A 15,657-nucleotide genomic window follows, 5' to 3' on the forward strand; every position below is an offset into this window, starting at 1 on the left:
GTGGTCTCGGATGGGTGCGCGATTACCGGTCAGTTACCACCATGGGAGGACGAGTGGGGTGCTTGTGGGTGAACCGCCCCTATCCTCGCTTTATGATCTGCCCAAAATGCCAGCACGCCATGCACACCTTCGACCGGAACGGGATTCACCTCGAGCAGTGCGACAACTGCCGGGGCATCTACCTGGACAACGGCGAGCTGGAGCAGATTCTCCAGTCCTACCGCGCTCATCTGCAGTCCACCGAGTTCGGCCGGGCCTCCTCTCCCCAGTCGGCCCCACCGCCCTACCAGCCTGCGCCGATGTCGGCGCCGCACCACCCGGCACCGCCGTCCCACAAGAAGAAGGACGAATTCTGGGGCGACGACGACGACTTCTTCGGCGACAGCAGGGACTCTCGCGGAAAGAAGAAGAAAAAGGACAAGTGGGGATTCCTCGACGAGATCTTCGGCTGAGCTCCTCCATTCTGCGGTTCTGACGAGCCCAGGAAACGCAGCGCTGGAATGACCCGGCGAGCGCTCGGATTGTCGTGACCCGGTCGGGGTGCGGCGCTCGCCGGGCCGTCCAGCCTGCGCCAGCGAATCCTCGGTGCGCGACCGCGTGCCTTGAACCGAGACAACTCCGGAGTTGCAGGTGTGTCGAGCCGAGAGACGCAAAGGAAAGCGCGAGCACCGCGCATGCGTTCGGGTTTCTTGTCAGCCCCTTTTAGAAGTGGACGTCACATGAACAGCCGGGCGGCGGCCTACGCGACCGTCTTCGTGTCGTGCCTCGCGCAGCTGATCGTCACGGTGGACATGACCGTGCTGTACCTGGCGGTGCCCGAGGTGACGGCCGACCTCGGCGCCTCCAACGTGTCGATGCTGTGGATCGTGGACATCTACGGGTTCACGATGGCGGGCCTCCTGGTCACCATGGGCAACCTGGGCGACCGGGTGGGGCGGCGCAGGATGCTGGTGTTCGGTGTCGTCGCGTTCGCGGTGGCGTCCGTGCTGACGGCGTACGCGCCGACCGCCGAGCTGCTGATCGCCGCGCGGGCTTTGCTGGGCGTGGGAGGAGCGGCGATCCTGCCCGCGACGACGTCGTTGTTGCGTGCCGTGTTCACCACGCAACGGGCTCGCACGGCCGCTGTGGGCGCCAGCGCGGGCTTCTCCGCGGCGGGTTTCGCGGTCGGCCCGATCCTCGGCGGACTTCTGCTGAACGAGTTCTGGTGGGGCTCGGTGTTCCTGGTGAACGTCCCGATCGCCCTGCTGATCCTCGCCGCGGCCAAGTTCATCCCGGAGTCGCGTGCGCCGCAACGGCTGCGGCTGGACCTGGCCAGCGTGGTGCTGTCCATCGTCGGCATGGTCGCGCTGGTCTACACGATCAAGTCCATCTTCTTCGTGGGTCTGTGGCAGCCGGACGTGCTGAGCGCTCTGGTCGTGGGGGTTGTGACACTGGGGCTGTTCATGCGGCGCCAGCTGCGGCTGCCCGTTCCTCTGATCGACCTGAGGTTGTTCCGCAGCCGGGAGTTCACCGCGTCCGTGGGGTCGAACCTGATCGCGGTGTTCACCCTGTCGGCGTTCGGTTTCATCATCAGCCAGTACTTCCAGCTGGTCCGCGAGTGGGCACCGTTGAAGGCGGGACTCGCCTACGTGCCGGGCGCGCTGGCCGCCGTGCTGGCGGGCGGTGTGTTCGCCGCGACGGCGATCAACAGGATCGGCCGCGGGTACGCGGTCGCGCTGGGGCTGGTCCTCGCCGCGATCGGTTTCGGCATGCTCGGCTTCGTGCAGGCGCACTCGCCGTACACCCTGGTCGTCCTCGCGCAGGTCGCGGTCGGTGCGGGCGCGGGTCTCACCCTGACGGTCACCGGTGACACGATCCTCGGCACCGTGCCGCGAGATCGTGCCGGCGGGGCCGCGGCGATCTCGGTCACCGCGTACGAGCTGGGTGGTGCGCTCGGGATCGCCATCATCGGCAGCGTTCTCTCCGCGATGTACCGCGCGCAGCTCGTCGTGCCCCTGGGCGTCCCGCAGGCGAGCGTCGAACAGGCCCGGGAGTCGTTGAGCGCGGCCGTCGCCAGCGGTCTGCCGGAGCCGGCCGCCTCAGCGCTGCAGGCCGCCGCCATCGAGGCGTACCTCGGCGGAATCCGGACGAGCATGATCTTCAGCGCCGCCCTCACGGTCCTCCTCGCCCTCGTCGTGCTGAGGTTCCTGCGCGGCGTTCCCAAGGTCATCGAAGAGGAACCGGTGCGCGAGCAGGACCCCGCGCTCGGCACCTGAACAGTCTCGTGAAGAAGCCGGACAGCCCTGCGGCGCAAGGGAGAACATGCCGAAGATAGTGATTCCGGGAGAGCGGCGGAAGGTCGTCGCCGATGCCGCCGTGCGGATCATGATCCGCGCGGGTGTCGAAGGCGCGTCGCTGCGCAACCTCGCGGACGAGACCGGACTCTCCATCGGAGCCATCCGGCACTACTTCGAGAGCCACGACGACCTGGCGGTCTTCACGATGCGCGAGCTCGGCCGGCGCATCAGGCAGCGAGTGGCCACCCGCTTCGACCAGCTGCCCGCGGGCGGCCTCGGCAGCACCGCCCTGGTCTCCGACCTGCTGGCCGAGCTGCTCCCCCTCGACCGGGCGCGCCGCGAGGACATGACCGTGTGGCTGGCGTTCGTCGTCGCCGCGCGGACTCAGCCGACGCTGCACGTGGTCGCGGACGAACACCACGAGCACACGCGCTGGTTGATCACCAGGATCCTCGGGCGGGCCGTCGACCACGGCGGCCTGCCCGAGGACTTGGACCTCGGCATCGAGTGCTTCCGGCTGTGCGCGCTGCTGGACGGACTGACCATGCAGGCGGTGCTGCACCCGCAGCCCGCGACGCCGGACCTCGTGGAGGTCCTCCGGCGGACCGTGCACTCGCTGACCACGCAGACCCGTTCCACCGACAGCTGAAGAAACCTCTGCCCAGCCGCGGGACGGCTGGGCAGAGGCATGTCCGCTCGTGGTCGTGCGGGCACAGCGCAACGCCGGGCCGCAACGGGAAGCGGCCCGGCGTTGCGCGTGCGGCTGGATCATCCGGCCCGGCGGCCGGTGAGGTCGAGCGCCAGCTGGTTGAGCCACGCCCGCGCCCGTTCCTGCTTCGACGCCCTCTCGGCGCGGGGGATCTGGTCGGCGACGACGTCGCGCACGAGCAGGTGCCGGAACCCGTACTCGATCTCGCCGGTCTCGCTGTTGCGGCCCTGGCGGCGCAGGAAGTCCCGCTGTTCCAGCAGCTCCAGCGCCTTGGCGACCTCGAAGGCGTCGCGCCGGCCCGTCGCGGCCACCGAGCTGGGCGACACGAGGTCACCGGTGAGCGCGGCGTCCTGCAGAACCGCCTTCACCTCGATCGGCAACGAGTCGAGCTGGGTGGTCAGCACCCCTCGGACCGAAGGCGGCACCGGCAGCGAGGTGTCGTTCTGCAGACATGGCGTGCGCGGGTCCGCCACCATGCCGGCGTACTCGGTGGCGAACAGCGGGTTGCCGCTGGCGCACGACACGAGCGCCTGCCACAGTTCGGACGACAACTCCCGTGCCTGCAGCAGCGAGTTGAGCAGTTGGCGGGTTCCGTTGTGGGACAACGGCTCCAGGCTGATCGTGGTCGCGTTGCGCTTGCCGCCGAACCACGAGGGCCGGCGCTGCAGCAGTTCCGGTCGCGCGGTCGCGATCACCAGCAACGGCACGGAACCGGCCTGTTCGCTCAGTTCCTCCACGAAGTCGAGCACCACGTCGTTGGCCCAGTGCACGTCCTCCAGCAGCACGATCAGCGGTTCGGACTCCGCGACCTCCTCCAGGAACCGCCGCCACGCCGGGAAGTCCGGCCGCACCTCGGCGCCGGGGTCGGCCAGGCAGGCCAGGCTCGCGTGCAGCCGGTCCGCGAGCTCACCGGCGCCGACCAGCCTCACGAGGTCGGCGCGCAGGGTCGGGAAGGAGGAGAACTCACTCACGACGTCGGTCAACGGCCCGTAGCCGTCATCGTCGCCGAAAGCCGTCGCGGTGCCGCGGAAAGCGGTCGTACGGGAGGACGCGAGCTCGTTGACGAGCCGCGTCTTGCCCATGCCCGCCTCGCCGAGCACGGTGACGAAGTGCGGGCGCCGGCGCGTGCGCACCTCCTCGAGAAGCCCTTGCAGCACCAGCAACTCGCGCTCGCGCTCCACGAACGGCACCTCGGCCTGCACGCGGCGGGCCGCACCACGCCGCGGCGTGCACGAGATCGCCTGCCAGCCACCGGTCGGGGCGCCGTCGGCCTCCCAGACCACGGAATCGGCGGCGTCACGGGTCGAGGTGCACGCACGCACCGCGCCCAGTGGCGCCAACGCCATGAGCTGACGGCACTGGTCGAGCAGGACACCGCTGGCGGTGGGCACACCCGACGAAGGCAGGCGCACGAGCGCATCGCCGGTCGCCACACCGATCTGCACCTCGGCGACGGCGTCGAGCCGGTCGCGGATGGTGACGGACGCACGCACCGCGCGATCAGCGTCGTCCTCGGCGGTCTTGGGCACGCCGAACAGGGCGAGGAACACGGATCCGATGCTTCCGCCGACGACACCGCCCAGACGGGACACCTCGGCGGAGACGACGGACGCGACCTCCTGGTGCACCGCGTCGACGTCCTCCGGGTCACCGTCGCCGGTCGCGAGACCGAGCTGGGCGGACACCATCACGACGCTCACGAGCTTGCGCTCCGTCGTCGCGAGGTCCGCGTCCGCGACGACCGCCGCGGCGACGGGCTCCGCGGCGGGCCTCGTGATCACGACGGGCGCGCGCACCGGAGCGGGGTCCTGGCCGACGGCGAGCAGGTGCCGGCGTTGCACCGACGGCGGAAGGTCCAGCGTGGGCGCGTGGTCGAGGATCGCGCGCTCGAGCTCCTGCAGGTCGCGTCCTGGTTCGAGACCGAGTTCCGCCACCAGCGCCGCCCTGGTGCGGCGGTAGACGCTCAGCGCGTCCACCTGCCTGCCGCACCGGTACAGCGCGAGCATCAACTGGCCGCCCAGCCGTTCGCGGTACGGCTCCAGCTCGACCAGGGACTCGAGCTCGCCGATGATCTCCCCGTGCCTGCCGCAGGCGAGCTCCGCCTCGAAGCAGTCCTCCTGCACCGCGAGCTTCCAGTCCTTGATGGCGGTCAGCTCCGGCCAGTTGATCCCGGTCTCGGCGAGATCCGCGAGCACCGGTCCGCGCCACAGGCCCAGCGCACCGCGGAGCACCTTCGCGGCGGCGGGCCAGTTGCCCGCGGCGAGCTCACCCCTCCCCTGTTCGGCCAGCTGCTGGAAGCGCGACAGGTCGAGGGAGTTCTGGTCCACGCGCAGCAGGTACCCCGGCGCGTGGGTCAGCAGCATCGGGGCCCCGTCGGGGTTGCCGCCGTGCGACGTGAGAACGCCTCGCAGCCCTGAGACGGCGTTCTGCAGCATCTTGCGCGCCGTGGGCGGGACGTCCCGCGGCCACAACGCGTGGAGCAGCTTGCTCGTCGCCACCACTCGGTTGGACTGCAACAGCAGGAAGCCCAGAGCCGCGCGCTGCTTGACACCCCCCAGAGGCACGGGCAGGTCGCCGTCTAGAACTTCCAATGAGCCCAGCAGGTGGAATCGCATGGTTCTGCCCCCTTCTGTCGTCGTCGTGCGCGGTGGAGGGATCAGCCCCAGGGGGTGTCGCCGCACCCCGAGTCACCGCCGGCCGGACGTCCGGAAGTCGGGCGGGAACGGCCCCACGGGGTGTCGTCGTCGCATGTGGCCGAACCCCAGGGCGTGTCACCGTCGGCCGCGGTGTGAGTGCGCGAGGCGTGGCACCCGTGGCCGTCACCCCGCCGGTCGTGGTCGGCCTGGGCGGTGCCGGTGAGGATGGTCATCGTCAGCACCGCGGGAACGGCGGCGAGAACCAGTGTGGCAGCGGTCGCCTTGCGGAACATGTCGGTCTCCTCGTGGTCGATCGGATCGCGGATCGAGTTGTTGGGCACCACCTCCGGCGGCGCTCGAGAACGAAGTTAGAAGTGCCGCCCATCGTCGTTCTATCGTTCGCGCCCAGCGCGTATCAATTGGTCGTGATGGCGCAGTCGGCGAGCCGAGGAGACGCCCGGATAACTGACTCCCCAGTCAACCCGCTGCCGATGCCATGCCGTCGGACGCAATCGGAGGAATGCGTTGCGACACGCGCAATGACCGGGAAGTTCAGCGATCCGAACGAACGGCTCGCAGCGCTCCGTCCAGCGACGACGAGGCGTTCAGACCACCTGGCGACACAACGTGAGATCGCCATGAAGTTAGCCCCGGCAACGACGAGTTCGCGTTCGTGCACCCAAGTTAATCTGCGGTGACATCTTGGCGATGATCACGCCCAAGTGAGATGCGCGGTGAGGCCGGCGCATTTTGGTGGATCGCGTATTGATACACAAGAAGATCTTGACAGCTTTCCCCTCCGTGGTAACTTCGTAGAGGTCACACCCTGGATGCGAGGATCATTCACATCACCTCCCACGGCGAGATGATCCCATCGGACAACTTCCGCGACAACGACTGTCTCGATCAGACCAAGAAGGCAATGCGGCCGACACGTTGTAGATAAAGGCACGAGGGGTCGCCGATCATGAGCCTCGCCCCTGACGAGGGACTTGTTTTCAAACTGCTGGGAATAATCGAGGTAGTCGGGTCGAAAGACCAGATATCGATGCCGCCGCGACGCCAGAGGACCGTGCTGAGCGCATTGTTGCTCGAAGCCAATCGCGTGGTCGGCATGGAGCAGTTGATCGACCTCGTGTGGGAGCACTCCCCGCCGTCGACAGCGCGAGCGCAGATCCAGATCTGCGTGTCCGCGCTCCGGCGGGAGTTCACGAGAGCCGGTGTCGACGCCCAGATCGAGACGCGCCAGCCGGGTTACCTGCTGCGCGTCGACGCGGACAAAATCGACGTCTTCCTGTTCGAACGCCGCGTCGCCAGTGCCGATCTCGCCGTGCGCCAGGGCCGCCCGGAGGAGGCTTCGACGGTGCTGCGCTCGGCGCTGGCCCTGTGGCGCGGACCGGCGCTCAGCGGGGCCGGTCCCACGTTGCAGAGCAAGGCTCTGCGACTCGACGAGAAACGTCTGTCGGCGCTGGAGAACTGCGTCGAGGTCGAATTGTCGCTCGGTCGCCACCACGCCCTCATCGGCGAATTGCACAGCATGGTGACCGAAAACCCACTGCGAGAGCGCTCTCGCGGTCAGTTGATGCTCGCGCTCCACCGCTCCGGGCGGCAGTCCGAAGCCCTCGAGGTCTACCGCGCGGGCCGTGACCTGTTCATCGACCGCCTCGGTCTCGAACCGAGCGACCAGCTGCGCAGGCTCGAGACCGCGATCCTCACCGACGACAAGGTGCTGCGGCTCGACCAGGAGGAACCGGTTCCGGTCGCCACGCCCGTGGTCGTGTCACCGCACCAGCTCCCGGCCACGACCTCGGACTTCATCGGCCGCCAGGACCTGGTGGCGCGTGCCGAGAGCGTGCTGTCCGGCGACCAGATGACGATGCACGTCGTGAACATCTCGGGCAAGGCGGGCATCGGCAAGAGCGCTCTCGCGGTCCACGTGGCCCACCGCGTCGCCGCCGAGACCTACCCCGACGGTCAGCTCTACTGCGACCTGCGCGGTACCCAGGCACAACCGGCCACCCCGGCCGAGGTCCTCGGCCGCTTCCTCTCCGCGCTGGGCGCCGTGGGCTCGACGTTGCCCGACGGCGTCGACGAACGCGCGGACATGTACCGCAGCATGCTCGCGCACCGGCGCGTGCTGGTCGTCCTGGACGACGCGGGCAGCGAATCGCAGGTGCACCAGCTGCTCCCGGGCTCGCCGACGTGCGGCGTCATCGTCACGAGCAGGGCCCGCCTGACCGGTCTCGCCGGATCTCATTTGGTCGACGTCGACTGCATGAACTCCGACGACTCGCGGGAACTGCTGGGACGCATCATCGGCAGGCAGCGCCTGGAGAGCGAACCGGTCGCCGTGCCGGCGTTGATAGACATCGTGGGAGGGCTCCCACTGGCGCTGCGCATCATCGGCGCGCGCCTCGCCGCCCGCCCGCACTGGTCCCTCGCCTCGATGGTCAGCCGTCTCGCCGACGAACGCCATCGCCTCGACGAACTCGTGCACGGCGACATGGTCGTGCGCGCCAGCTTGTCGCTCACCTACGACAGCCTCGAACCCGACGCGCGGCGGGTGATGCGGCTGATGTCGTTGCTCGAGGCGGAGAGCCTGCCCGTCTGGACGGCCACCGCCCTCACCGACGACCCCCACCGCGGTTTCGACCTAGTCGAGCGCCTCGTCGACGCGCAGCTGCTGGACGTGGTGGGCAACGACGTCACCGGCATGCCGAGGTACCGCTTCCACGACCTGATCCGCCTGTACGCCAAGGAACAGCTCACCGCGCACGAGGCCCCGGCCACGCAACTGGCGTCCGTGGAACGGGTCGCAGGGGGCTGGCTCGCGATGGCCGAGCAGGCGCACCGGCTCATCTACGGAGGCGACTTCACCCTGCTGCACGGCCGGGGGAAGCGCTGGCAGCCCCGCGCGCCGTACCTCGACCAGGTGCTGCAGGACCCGATGGGCTGGCTGGAGAGCGAGCGCCCGAACCTCTGCGCGGCCGTCCTGCAGACCGCGGACGCGGGCCTGGACGAGCTCTGCTGGGACCTGGCGATGACGCTCGTGACGCTGTTCGAGACCCGCAGCTGCTTCGACGACTGGCAGCACACGCACGAACGCGCCCTGGACGCCGTGCGCAAGGCGGGCAACAAGCGCGGCACCGCGGCCCTGCTGTGCTCGCTCGGTTCGTTGCACCACAGCCAACGGCGCATGGACGCCTCCCGCGCCGCGCTGGAACCCGCCCTGCAGCTGTTCACCGAGCTCGACGACACCCACGGGCTGGCGCTGACCCGCCGCAACCTCGGGCTGCTGGAGTACAACGAAGGACGCCCCGAGGTCTCGCGGCAGATCTTCGAGCAGTCGCTGGCCGGCTTCACGCGGGTCGGCGACGTCATCGGCCAGGCCCACGTCGTGTCGCAGCTCGCGCAGCTGTCGCTCGACCGCGGCGAGCACGAACTGGCGTTCGGTCAGCTGGGCGACGCCCTCGACATGTGCCGCGAGATCTCCAGCCCGCGCGTGGAGGCCCAGGTGCTGTACCGCCTCGGCGGCGCGATGCTCGCCCAGGGCCGGTACGAGCAGGCGCAGCACCTCATCACGTCGGTGCTCACGATGGTGCAGCGCTCCGGCGACACCGTGGGCGAGAGCTACGCCCTGCACTCGCTCGGCCTGATCCACGGCCGCATGCGCATGTTCGCGGAGGCCGGTCGGCTGCTGCGGCGCGCGATCCGGCTGTGCGAGGAGAACCTCGACCGGCTCGGGGCCGCGCGCATCCAGCTGGACCTCGCCCAGCTGGTGTCGCAGCGCGGGGACACGTTCTACGCGGTCGCCATCGTGGAGCAGGCCATGACGACGTTCCAGGAGCTGCGGCTCGCGTTGTGGGAGAGCAAGGCGCTGGCTGTGCTGGAGAAGATCACGGTGGAGAACTCGCTGTCGGCCGCGGGCACGTCGAACGGCGGCACGGCTTAGGTCGTTCCGCAGCGCAGCGTCAGGCGGTGAGGTGCCGCAGGATCGCGGCGAGGGACCGCTCACGTGGCTGAACGGCGTCCGGTGAGAGCCCCGCCCATCTCGGCGTGCTCCAGCGGGGGACTGGCGTGGCGGCGGTGAACACGCGCGCGTAATTCACCACTCGGTCCGGCGGTTACCGCGCAGTGGGCGGGAGGTGGCGTTCAACGCAATACCCTCTTTTACAATAGTCGCTTGGGAGGAGTTTGATCCGATGTCGGCAAAATTGTTCGCCCCGGACGTCACTCTTACATTCGAAGAGCTCGAACAACGTGCCCTGTGCACCGCGGACGTGCTGCGTGACCAGGGGCTGGGCCTCGGCGACCGCGTCCTGCTGAAGGTCGACAATTCCGTTTCCTACCTCAGCACGCTTTTGGCGCTGATGCACGTGGGCGCGTCGGTGGTGCTCGTCGACCACCAGCAGAAGTCCGATGACACGACACAGGCCTGCGTTCGTTCATCGGTGAAGATGGTCATCGTCGACGACGACGCTCCCATTTCGAACGACCAGGAGTTCGTCCACTGCTACGAATTGGCGGTCGGCGCGTGCGGACGGGTGCCGACCGACTCGGCGCTCGACTTCTCCGCGTGGTGCCGGCTGCCGGACAGCATCATCATGTGGTCGTCCGGCTCGACCGGCGAGCCCAAGGGGGTCGTGAAGAACGGCGGCCGGTTCCTGAAGAACCTGCAGCGCAACGCGGATCTCGTCGGGCACCGTTCCGACGACGTCCTGCTGCCGTTGTTGCCGTTCAACCACCAGTACGGGATCTCGATGATCCTCATCGCGTGGCTCGTGCGGTGCTCGCTGGTCATCGCGCCGTACCGCAGGCTGGACCGCGCGCTGCGGCTCGCCGGAATGGTGGGCGCGACCGTGGTCGACGCGACTCCCGCCACCTACAAGAGCATCCTGAACATCGTGGACAGGCGCAGCGCGTTCGTCGGCACCTTCAGCGACGTCCGCATGCTGTGCAGCGGTGCCGCGCCACTCGACCCGGCCCTGTCCCGGCAGGCGCTCGACGTGTACGGCCTGCCGTTGCTGGATTCCTACGGCAGCACCGAGATGGGCAACGTCGCGTTCGCGACGCCGGACAACCCGGTCGGCACGGGGCGGCCGGTCGAGGGCATCTCGGTGCGGATCCGCGGCGAGAACGGCGCCTTGCTCCCCGCAGGTGAGATCGGTGAGATCGAGGTGCTCGACCCGGACCTCATGGAGGGGTACCTCGGGCCGGACGGCACGGTGACGCCGGTAGCGCGGGAGTGGTACGCCACCAACGACTTCGGCTACCTCGACCCCGCCGGGAACCTGTTCGTGGCCGGCCGCAAGACGGCCGTGCACCGCAACGGGTACACGCTGCACCCCGAGATCATCGAGCACACGCTGGCCGCACAGGGCTGCGTCGCGATGATCGTGGCGTTGCCGTGTGATCGACGGGGCTCGACGCTCGTGTTCTACGTGGAGGACGAGCAGAAGCGCGAGCCGGCCCACTGGCGCGACCTGATCAACTCCGTCCTGCCGAAGTACGAGCAGCCGAACCGGGTGAGCGTGCTCGAGCGGTTCCCGTTGAACCGCAACGGGAAGCCGAACCGCAAAGAGCTCGAACAACTGGCACTCGCGGAGAACTAGAGGCACTCGGAGTTCGTCCGCACCGGGCCAGGTCGTCGAGGGCGATGGCGGAGCAGGCCGCTCGCCCCTCCGCCATTGCCCGACGCGCGTGGGTGGACAGCCCGGGTCCACGAGCCGCAAGCGGGCCGCATGCAGTCGAAATTCGGATGGCCGGTCGAGCGAACTGCCGGTGGACGCCTTTCTCGCGTACCCCGCCGGCGTGCTCCTGGCCTCGATCATCGCAGGTGGCCGGGCACGGCCCCCTCGATGACGCGTGCATCGCGCCGAGTGCGGGACTTCCGGTCGCGCCGTGTCCGACTCCGGCGCGCACTGTCCGGTTCGACCGGAATCAACAGGTCCGGTGACGCCGTTCGGGCGTACGGATGCGACGATGTGGACGCACGCGGGTCATCATCCGGAGTGGATCAGAAGTCGCACAGCGCGAACCGGGCGGAAACCGGGCGAGTTATCACGGGTGTGCGGTATCGGCTGCCCCGTTTCCCGGGTGTTTCATTCAGATCGTGAGCCCGAACCGGCAACTCTCGGACCGCGCATGATCAGCCACCCGACCCAGAACGCCGGCACGGTCGCCGACCTGATGGCGGACTCCCCGGCGCTGATCAACGCGTTCTTCTCCGCGTACGGTCACTTCTGCGACGAAGGCACTTTCGCCCCGGACGAGCGGCAGGTCCTGTTGCTGTCCAACGCGGTCGCCAACCGCAGCGAGTGGGCGGTCGCGTTCCACACGCTGGAGGCCCTCACCGAGGGTGTCGAGCCGTCCGCGGTGGAGGCGATCCGCCAGGGCATGCTGCCGAAGAACCCGCGCATGGCGGCGCTGTCCTCGTTCACCCAGTCGGTGATCGAGCTGCGCGGACAGGTGGACGACGCGGAGCTGGCGGCCTTCCAGGCGGCCGGCTTCACGGGCGAGCAGGTCCTGGAGGTGATCGCGGGAGTGGCTGTCTCGACGATGTCGAACTACCTCGCGAACATCGCACGTCCACCGCTGGAGGACGCGGTACTGCCCCACTCCTGGAACGCCAGTGAGTCGATGGGTTTCTAGAACCCGGTGCGCCCTCGACGGGGAGAGCCCGGACCGGCCACGAACTGAGCCGCCGACACCGGAGGCGGTGAAGCCAGCGGCGTCGGCGGCAGTCCAGCGGTGCGCTTCACTCGGCGACGCGAGTGCGTCCGATCCAGCGGAACACCACCGCGGTGCGCTCGTCGAGTGCGGCGCCGTCGCGTTCGAAGTGCTCGTGCCCGCCGTAGTGCGGGATCTTGACCTTCTTCTCCTCGCGGTGCACGCGTTGTGCCCGCGTCTCCTGCGGCAGGTCGGCCGGGCCGCCGTGCAACACGGCGTCGACGAGGTAGCCGGCGCTGCCGTCGACGGGGAAAGCAGTGTCGATGTTGGTCTGCACAACCTCGGTCATGGTGGGATCCCTTCGCTACGGTCGTGAACTTCGCCTGCGACGTCCTCACTGCTGCTTGCCAGAGCTCCGGCTGCGACTCAGCCGGACAGCCTCGTCCGGACGACCTCCACGACCTCCTGCACTCGGGTGTCGAGGTAGAAGTGGCCGCCGGGGTAGGTGAACAGCGCCGAATCCGCGGACAGCTCCTGCCACGCGGCCAGTTCGGCCTCGTCGGCGCGGGGGTCGCCGATCCCGCCGAGCACCGTCAGGGGAAACGGCAACGGCGGTCCGGGGACGTGCCGGTAGGTCTCGTTGACCGTCAGGTCCGCGCGCAGCAACGGGAGGAACATCTCCAGCAGCGAGCGTTCCTTCAGCAGCACGTCCGGAAGGCCGCCGAGCGCACGCAACTCCTGGACGAGGTCGTCGGTGGGCAGCGCGCGCAGTTCCCTGCGGGTGTTGGGCAGCTGGGGCGCCGGCCTCCCCGACACGAACAGGTGCCGGGGCGGTGGTCCTCCCCGCTCGACGATCCGCCGGGCCACCAGGTAGGCGACCAGGGCGCCGACGCTGTGCCCGAACAGGGCGTAGTCGCCGGTGAGCTCCGGGCCCAGCCCGCCGATCACGTCGTCGGCGAGCGCGTCGGGATCGTGGTGCGGGGTCTCCCGCCCTCGAGCCGCGCGGCCGGGGAGCTGCACCGGGAGGATCGTCAGGTCATCGCCACCCGTGCCACGCCAGCCGGCGTACACCGCCGCGCTGGCACCCGCGTGCGGGAAGCAGAACAACCGGGTCCCGGTTCCGGTGCTGCCGTAGGGCAACCAGTGCTGTGTCGTGCTCGCCGTGGTCATTCGACGACCACCTCCAGGTACGCGGGCGGCGGCTGGATCTGCTCGAGGCTCGACTCCAGCACCAGGCGGTTGTCGTCGCGGACGAGCTCGCTGAAGCCCGCGAACGCGTAGGTCACGTACATGACCCGGTTGCGCCCGGTCTCGACGAAGTCCGCCCGCAGCCGGGCACCGTCCTCCTTCGCCAGCCGCATCACGTGGTTGAGCAGCACCGTGCCGACACCGCGGGCCATCACGCGGCACGACATCAGCATCATGCGGAGGTGCCACGCGGGCTGCCCGCGTTCCACGAGCGCGAGGCCGATCTTGCCGTAGCCGCCGTACTTGTCGGTCAGCGACGCGACCAGCAGCAGGTGGTCGGGCGAGGTGCGCAGCGCGTCGAGTTCGTCGTAGGAGTAGGTGCGGCCGGTCGAGTTCAGCTGGTTGGTGCGCACGGTCAGCTCCTCCGCGCGCTGCAGGTCCTCCTGCTTGGCCCGGCTGATCGTGAACACCATGTCCAAAGTGGACAGGAACGCCTCGTTGGTGCCCGTGTAGTCGACCTCGGCCTGGTCGCGCACCACGGCCGCGCGGTAGAGGTCGCGGCGCACGCGGGACTCGTCGGTGACGAACCTCGGCTGGAACTCCTCCGAGGCCAGCTCCTGGGCGATCAGCGCGGTGTCGACGGTCTTCACGGCGGGAAGCGCGTGCGCGACCTCCTCCAGCTCGAACGGCTGGTCGTCGACGAACGCGATGGCGTCCAGCCCGATGTTGAGCTCCTTGGCGATCCGCTCGACCGACTGGGACTTGGGGTTCCAGTTGATCTGCGGGTACAGGAAGTACTCGTCGAGGCCTTCCGCCTTCAGCCGCGCCATGGCGGCGTCGTGGTCGTTGCGGCTGGCCACCGAGTGCAGGACCCCCAGGCGGTCGAGCCGCTTGATCTCCTCCACCACCTCGGGACGCACGCGCACCGTGCCGTCCTCCAGCAGGGTGCCGTCCCACAACGTGTTGTCCAGGTCCCACACCACGCACTTGATGCGGCCGCGCTTCGGCTTGGCCGGAGCGGCGATGTCCGTCTGCGTCACTGCGCCACCTCTCGATAGGCCTCGGCCGCGATCGTCAGCTCCTGCACCTGGGTGCTGCCCTCGATGACCTCGGTGACCTTGCTGTCCCGGTACAACCTCGCGACCGGGTGGTCGGGGCTGAACCCGTTGGCGCCGTGGATCTGCACCGCGTCGCCCGCGGCCTGCACGGCCGCCTTGGAGGCGTGGTACTTCGCCACCCACGTGGCCATGATCGTCGCCGGGTCGCCCGCGTCGTTGAGCGCGCCCGCCCTCTCGCACAGCAGCCGTCCCGCGTCGCGGGCCGTCACCATGCCGCTCATCATCTGCCGCACGTGCGGCAGGTCCCGCAGCGGAACACCGCCGGCGGACCGGACCGACGTGTACTGCGCGCACGCGTCGATCGCGGCCCGGACGATGCCGACCGCACCGCACGCCACGCTGTAGCGGCCCAGGCCCAGGGCGTTGGTCATGACCGTTCCCGCCGCCCAGCCCTGCGGGCCGAGCAGAGCGGACGGTTCCAGGCGCACGCCGGTGAACTCGATCTCCGCCAGCATGCTCGCCGTGGTGCCCGACACGTGCGGCAGCGGGGTCACGCGGACACCCGGCCGGTCGGCCTCGACCAGGAAGGTGCACATGCCGCTGCCGGTCGACGCGAACACCATGAGGAGGTCCGCGACCTGTCCGCCGGTGATCCACTTCTTCCTGCCGTTGAGGACCCAGCCGTCCTGGTCCCGCACCGCGGTGGTGCCCTCCGCGGTGGCGTCGCTGCCGCTGCGGTCGGGTTCGGTCAGGCAGAAGGCGCCGAGCTTCTCACCGCGGGCCAGCGCCCACAGCCACTTCTCCTGCTGCTCCTGGTCTCCCCAGCGGTGCACCGACGCGCTGACCATCGAGTGCACGGTCAGGAGGCTGCGCAGGGAGGAGCAGCCGCGGCCGACCTCCTCGTGCACGCGGCCGAGCGTGACCATGTCCATGGCCTCGCCGCCGAACTCCGAGGGCAGGAACGGCGCCCACAGGCCCAGTTCGGCCACCCGGGACAGAACTTCCCACGGGATCCGCTCCGCGCGCTCGAAGGCGTTGGCGTGCGGTGCGATCTCCAGGTCGACGAACCGCCGGACCTCGACGAGGCCGGCCGGTCCGCTCCGCGTTTCCGCTTTCATCAC

Annotated in this window: 12 protein-coding genes; 6 read left to right on the plus strand and 6 right to left on the minus strand. The window is 69.2% G+C overall.

Going from position 1 to position 15,657, the window contains the following annotated elements; all coding sequences use genetic code 11:
• The first annotated feature begins 92 nt into the window (after positions 1–92).
• The 3 genes from IE307_RS14570 (at position 93) to IE307_RS14580 (ending at position 2,925) form a co-directional block, all read left to right on the plus strand.
• Positions 93–452, plus strand: coding sequence for a TFIIB-type zinc ribbon-containing protein (locus tag IE307_RS14570; RefSeq protein WP_191298475.1), 360 nt, complete (start codon positions 93–95; stop codon positions 450–452).
• Positions 453–719: 267 nt separating this feature from the next.
• Entirely contained in the window at positions 720–2,255 is a 1,536-nt protein-coding gene (locus tag IE307_RS14575; RefSeq protein WP_191298476.1) for an MFS transporter, read from the plus strand.
• 46 nt (positions 2,256–2,301) lie between these two features.
• Positions 2,302–2,925, plus strand: a complete 624-nt coding sequence (locus IE307_RS14580; RefSeq protein WP_191298477.1) for a TetR/AcrR family transcriptional regulator — start codon at positions 2,302–2,304, stop codon at positions 2,923–2,925.
• A gap of 119 nt (positions 2,926–3,044) precedes the next feature.
• Here the strand turns inward: IE307_RS14580 and IE307_RS14585 are convergent, their stop codons facing one another.
• The gene (locus tag IE307_RS14585; protein WP_191298478.1) at positions 3,045–5,600 is read right to left on the minus strand and encodes an ATP-binding protein; all 2,556 of its coding nucleotides are present in this window, start codon (positions 5,598–5,600) and stop codon (positions 3,045–3,047) included.
• Between the two features lie 41 nt (positions 5,601–5,641).
• On the minus strand, positions 5,642–5,962 hold the full coding sequence (locus IE307_RS14590; RefSeq protein ID WP_191298479.1) for a hypothetical protein: 321 nt from the start codon (positions 5,960–5,962) through the stop codon (positions 5,642–5,644).
• Positions 5,963–6,588: 626 nt separating this feature from the next.
• On the opposite strand from IE307_RS14590, the gene IE307_RS14595 reads away from it, so the two are divergent.
• The 3 genes from IE307_RS14595 to IE307_RS14605 all read left to right on the plus strand — a co-directional run bounded on the left by IE307_RS14595 (position 6,589) and on the right by IE307_RS14605 (position 12,272).
• Entirely contained in the window at positions 6,589–9,573 is a 2,985-nt protein-coding gene (locus IE307_RS14595) for an AfsR/SARP family transcriptional regulator (protein ID WP_191298480.1), read from the plus strand.
• A gap of 250 nt (positions 9,574–9,823) precedes the next feature.
• Positions 9,824–11,233, plus strand: a complete 1,410-nt coding sequence (locus IE307_RS14600; protein WP_191298481.1) for a class I adenylate-forming enzyme family protein — start codon at positions 9,824–9,826, stop codon at positions 11,231–11,233.
• A gap of 532 nt (positions 11,234–11,765) precedes the next feature.
• Positions 11,766–12,272 carry a carboxymuconolactone decarboxylase family protein gene (locus IE307_RS14605; RefSeq protein ID WP_229904711.1) on the plus strand — a complete coding sequence of 169 codons (507 nt, stop codon included), beginning with the start codon at positions 11,766–11,768 and terminating at the stop codon, positions 12,270–12,272.
• A 106-nt stretch (positions 12,273–12,378) separates the two neighbouring features.
• Here IE307_RS14605 and IE307_RS14610 read toward each other — a convergent pair whose 3' ends face one another.
• The 4 genes from IE307_RS14610 to IE307_RS14625 form a co-directional block, all read right to left on the minus strand.
• The gene (locus tag IE307_RS14610) at positions 12,379–12,639 is read right to left on the minus strand and encodes a DUF5988 family protein (RefSeq protein ID WP_229904712.1); all 261 of its coding nucleotides are present in this window, start codon (positions 12,637–12,639) and stop codon (positions 12,379–12,381) included.
• A gap of 77 nt (positions 12,640–12,716) precedes the next feature.
• Positions 12,717–13,460 carry a thioesterase II family protein gene (locus IE307_RS14615; protein WP_191298482.1) on the minus strand — a complete coding sequence of 248 codons (744 nt, stop codon included), beginning with the start codon at positions 13,458–13,460 and terminating at the stop codon, positions 12,717–12,719.
• Positions 13,457–14,518 carry an HAD-IIIC family phosphatase gene (locus IE307_RS14620; RefSeq protein ID WP_191298483.1) on the minus strand — a complete coding sequence of 354 codons (1,062 nt, stop codon included), beginning with the start codon at positions 14,516–14,518 and terminating at the stop codon, positions 13,457–13,459. Before IE307_RS14620 ends, IE307_RS14615 begins: the two co-directional genes overlap by 4 nt.
• Complete coding sequence (locus tag IE307_RS14625; protein ID WP_191298484.1) at positions 14,515–15,654, minus strand: acyl-CoA dehydrogenase family protein; 1,140 nt, start codon at positions 15,652–15,654, stop codon at positions 14,515–14,517. Before IE307_RS14625 ends, IE307_RS14620 begins: the two co-directional genes overlap by 4 nt.
• Between the last annotated feature and the right edge of the window lie 3 nt (positions 15,655–15,657).

The sequence above is a fragment of the Lentzea cavernae genome, assembly GCF_014653695.1.
GTDB lineage: Bacteria > Actinomycetota > Actinomycetes > Mycobacteriales > Pseudonocardiaceae > Lentzea > Lentzea cavernae.